The 4,762-nt window shown below is 55.3% G+C and carries 4 protein-coding genes; 3 read left to right on the top strand and 1 reads right to left on the bottom strand.

Features of this window, described 5'->3' with window-relative positions:
• Positions 1 to 119 precede the first annotated feature (119 nt).
• Positions 120 to 635, top strand: coding sequence for a hypothetical protein (locus NE850_RS39195; RefSeq protein WP_310700408.1), 516 nt, complete (start codon positions 120 to 122; stop codon positions 633 to 635).
• 18 nt (positions 636 to 653) lie between these two features.
• Here NE850_RS39195 and NE850_RS39190 read toward each other — a convergent pair whose 3' ends face one another.
• Entirely contained in the window at positions 654 to 968 is a 315-nt protein-coding gene (locus NE850_RS39190) for a hypothetical protein (protein WP_310700407.1), read from the bottom strand.
• Positions 969 to 1,487: 519 nt separating this feature from the next.
• Between NE850_RS39190 and NE850_RS39185 the strand changes: the two genes are divergently transcribed.
• Together NE850_RS39185 and NE850_RS39180 are read left to right on the top strand one after the other, a co-directional pair.
• The gene (locus tag NE850_RS39185) at positions 1,488 to 3,287 is read left to right on the top strand and encodes an AAA family ATPase (RefSeq protein WP_310700406.1); all 1,800 of its coding nucleotides are present in this window, start codon (positions 1,488 to 1,490) and stop codon (positions 3,285 to 3,287) included.
• 289 nt (positions 3,288 to 3,576) lie between these two features.
• Positions 3,577 to 4,762: IS256 family transposase (locus NE850_RS39180; protein WP_310700409.1), on the top strand; the 1,186-nt coding region annotated here is incomplete at its 3' end.

Below are 4,762 nucleotides of genomic sequence, written 5' to 3'. Positions count from 1 at the left end.
GGTTGCACAACCTCCTGCATCACCCCGGTCTCGTCCATCGTGTACATCTGTCCATTTCAAAATTTAGATGGACACGATCCTCGCTCTCGCTCCCCAGCCAATCAAGATGACTTCACCGGGTGCTTACCTACGAACGAACAAACCAAGAGTTTCGAGCGAAGGTAGTCGAGACCTACGACTGGCGCGCGGGCGTCGACCAGTTCAAGGGACGCAATCTCAGCTATTGTTTCAAGACGGCCTATAACACGATTTCAGATGACGGAAATCAAGTGCACACTAGATCGCTTCACGCGGAGGAGAACGCGTTCCTCCAAATTGCAAAGTACGGCGGACAATCCATCGCGGGCGGCTACCTCTTCACTACTGCCAGTCCATGCGAACTGTGCGCGAAGAAAGCATATCAGCTTGGTATTCGGAAAATCTTCTACATCGATCCATATCCGGGCATCGCGATCAGTCATGTGCTGGGGTCTGGAACGATGAAACCTGATCTACAGCTCTTCGAGGGCGCTATCGGTTCCGCCTATCACGATTTGTATCAGCCGGTCATGCCATACAAAGACGAACTTCCACGCCTCATCGATGCTGCAAAGGACAAGGCGCCGGGTGTCAGCGATCGCCGACGTCTCGCGTAACCACGGCGAGCGAGTCAACTACAACTGCTTCAGATTATGCGAAGCAAAGTCGGCGACTCTTGTCACGATGATCGTGAACAGCCTATCGCTGCCCACAATACGCCGCGCGATTGCGGCCACAGTGTCTCGCATTTGATCCGCGGACTCGTCGCCATACTTGATGTACTCGGCTGGAGGCAATTCAAATGTCTTTTTGGTAGTCGTTGAGTATGAGCGGTTGTAGCCAGCACTGGCCATCAATTCGTGGAGCGCCTTATAGCACTGCGCAGAGATGTCATGTGGAACCCTGTCTTCGTTCTGATGCAGTTCAACGCGGATGATTGAGTAAGCCACGATTTTACCTATTGGTTACGAATTCGACTCCGTCCGTAAGGACGATAAGCGGACGGAATATTAGCGTAAATCAGGGGGAATCCCTCTTTGCGAATGCAGGGAAGCAGCTATCTCTGCGTCGACAGGACATGTAGTAACCAACCGATAAGCCGAGCGCGTCGGTCTCCGCCCGATGACTGGCAGGGAGCCGCGCCTTTATTGCCGGTTCGCCGGTCATGGTGGGCCCTATGAGCTGGTTCTGCGCCGCGAGGTGGACGGATTTTCGGAGTTTCTTCCGGAGAAGCAGCTTCCGTTTGAAATCCGCGACATGCGCGAGTAGGCGTGGCCAGGTTGCTCTGCATTGCCAGTTGACGGTCGAACGGCCGATTTCGAGTGCACCGCTGCCGCTCTTGACCAAGCATCTACCCAATTTCCGAGGAATACGCGAAGATGCATAGTGAGTCCATTGTACTGAGCCAGCAAATTTCGCGCTCTCAGTTCATTTTGCAAAAATAACACCACGCGTTCGGGGTCCATTGCATGTACATAAAAGAAGTAGTACTTCACAGGTTCAAGCAGTTCAACGACACACAAATACCAATTGAACCGGGACTCTCTCTTGTCGTTGGCGGGAACAATTCTGGGAAGTCATCTGTCCTTCAGGCGCTTGCCACGTGGCAGTTCTGCAAAACATTGCTTGAGATCGAGAAAGGCCGCAAGGCTTGGGTGTCTGTCGCCAACATTCAGGGAATCGGGATGGGAATCGTTGATTTCACGCCCATGCACATTCCATCCTTGGCGCATCTTTGGACGAACCTAAAATCTCAGAAGTCGCAGGAACCCGATGGTTACACACTAAAAATCAAGGTCCTTTGGGAGCGTGACGACAAGATTGACAAGTTTCTCGAGATTGGCCTTTCTTTGGCGAATGACAGATTATTTGTCAAGACGACAGCGACTAATCTCACTTTAGCTGAGGTCGAGGATGCCAACGGCAATCCAATAGATGGTGGCATTCCCAATATTGCATATCTGCCGCCGTTCGCCGGTGTGACCGACAGAGAAAGCCGGCTCACCCCGGCAATGCGGAGCCGTTTGCTCGGACAGGGTCTTTCTGGCGGAGTGATTAGAAACGCTATCTTTGACCTTCATGAATCAAATCGTGTATCTAGATCAAAACTTCGAGAAGGGCGTACAAAGATAAAGAACTCGGATCTGGCTACGTTACGCGCGAACGATCCATGGGAAATTTTGCAGAAGACCATGCAGGAGGTTTTTGCGACCGAGCTGCGAATTGTCCCCTTCAACGAGCGCTATCACAGTTATCTAAAAGTCGAATGTGTAAAGGGTCGCTTGCAGAACGGCGTGTTCACGAAGCACACAAATTTTTCTTCACGCGACCTCATGGTTGAGGGGAGCGGCTTCCTGCAATGGCTGAGCGTCTACGCACTGGCGCTTTCACCAGATATTGACGTTGTCCTGCTTGACGAACCCGATGCTCACTTGCATGCTCTTTTGCAACAGCAATTGGTCGGGCAGCTAAAGAAAATTGCGGAGTCGAAAGGAAAACAAGTGCTCTTAGCGACCCATTCTCCAGAACTCATACGTTCATACGATCATGAGCGCATCTTGGCTCTGAAGGACCGTAGGGCAAGGTATCTTGCTAGAGATGTTGACAAGGTTGGAATCTTGGCCGGCGTAGGCGCAATCCACACGCCGACTTTGCATGCCCTCATGCAGCATCAAAGGATGCTCATAGTCGAAGCCGAGAGCGACGAGCGATTCTTACGGCTGCTGGCAAGCAGCGCGGGATTCGCGTGGCCCAAAAACTTAGTGTCTTGGTATTGGACCGGCAAGCCTAACGAGCGGCGACAACTATTCATACAGTTAAAGCGAGATATTGCCGACTTGAGGGCGATCAGTATTCGCGATCGGGATGACGAACCCGATGGCACGGTGGGCGGTGACCTCGTTGATAAATCGTTCACTAACAATACCGACGGCTTCACCGCGTTGAAGTGGCGACGCCGACATATCGAAAACTATCTTCTCTGTACTGCTGCGATTGCGCGAGCCGCCGGGAAGTCCAAGGATGAAGTTCAAAGCTTCTTTGCCACTCAGCACGCGTTAGCTATTCCCGACGATACGACCGCGTCCGAAATAGTCATGCCCATCCGTGACGCTCGTGGCAAGGAGTTGATGACCGAAGGGAATAACTCTGTTCGTCGAAGCCTAGGTGTGAAGCGCGAGGAGGTCGCCAAGGCGCTGTCCGCAGACGAAATCGCGGCAGACATTCGTACCTTCTTCAATGCAATCGCAGACCTTTGTGCTAACGAGTGAAGGGACGGTCACCCAGAGTAAGGCAACTGAAACTTAGTTTTGCGTCGAGGTTAGGCGTTTCCAACCTCGCTTGCGCGGTATATGTTTTCGAACTTAGCGAATGTCAGGAAGAGGTCGACTTCGGCACTCCACGCTCCCCAATGCGAGATACTGACTTGGCAGGAATCGGATGAGGCGCTACACGTCACAAAGGCCGCTCAGTGTTGGACGAAATTGAAAGCGAGACATTGAGCGGGCCTATCCGTAATTTCGTGGGCGAGGCATATCATGAAGGATGAAGATCATGGATATGCCAATCATGAAGAAGAGACGCACTGTCGCCTCGCAGGCAGCGGCCCGCGGGCCGCTGCCTGCACTGCCAGAAGCGCTGCTCGATGAACTGGTGAAGGGCCCGATGACGCCCGCCGAGGTTCAGGACCTGATGCTGGCGTTCAACAAGGCACTGATCGAGCGGGCGATGGGCGCCGAGATGAGCATGCATCTGGGCTACCGGCCCGGCCAGCCCAGGCCCTCTGAGCAGACCAACGAGCGCAACGGCGCCAGCGGCAAGACGGTGATCACCGAGCGCGGCCCGGTCAGGGTCGATCTGCCGCGCGACCGCGATGGCAGCTTCGAGCCGATCCTGATTCCCAAACACGAGCGCCGATTCACGGGCTTCGACGAGCGCATTATCGCGATGTACGCCCGGGGCATGAGCGTGCGCGAGATTCAGGCGTTTCTGGCCGAAAGCTACAGCACCGAGGTCTCCCCCGACTTCATCAGCTCGGTCACCGACGAAGTCATGGCCGAAACGCTCGCCTGGCAGAGCCGTCCGCTCGAGCCGATGTATCCGGTGGTGTTCTTCGACGCGCTGCGCGTGAAGATCCGTGGCGACGGCGTGGTGAGCAACAAGGCAGTGTATCTGGCGCTGGGCATCCAGGCCGACGGTCAGCGCGACGTGCTCGGCCTGTGGATCGAGCAGACCGAAGGTGCGAAGTTCTGGCTGAAGGTGTTCAACGAACTGAAGACCCGGGGCTGCCAGGACATCCTGATCGCGGTGGTCGACGGCCTGAAGGGGCTGGCCGAGGCGATCGGCACGGCGTACCCGCGCACGGCCGTGCAGACCTGCATCGTGCACCTGATCCGCAACAGCCTGGAATACGCCAGCTACAAGGATCGCAAAAGCGTCGCCGCAGCGCTGCGTCCGGTCTACGCCGCCGCAAACGAACAGGCCGCGCAGCAGGCCCTGGAGGCCTTTGCCGAAGGGCCATGGGGCGCGAAGTACCCGACCATCGTGCAGTCGTGGCGACGGGCGTGGGAGAACGTCACGCCGTTCTTCGTGTTTCCGCCCGACATACGCCGGGTGGTGTACACCACGGATGAAATCGACAAGCCCCTGCTTGATATTTTTATGAGGTCGGCGTTCCCGGCCACACCAGTGGTACCTCGCGTTTGTTGGGACGCGTCTGCTTCCATCGTGAGAACAGGCGTTGATA

This window comes from Paraburkholderia sp. USG1 (assembly GCF_031570135.1).
Taxonomy (GTDB): domain Bacteria; phylum Pseudomonadota; class Gammaproteobacteria; order Burkholderiales; family Burkholderiaceae; genus Paraburkholderia; species Paraburkholderia dioscoreae.
Note: the sequence above shows the minus strand (reverse complement) of the source record. Positions and strands in the feature narration are given on the sequence as shown.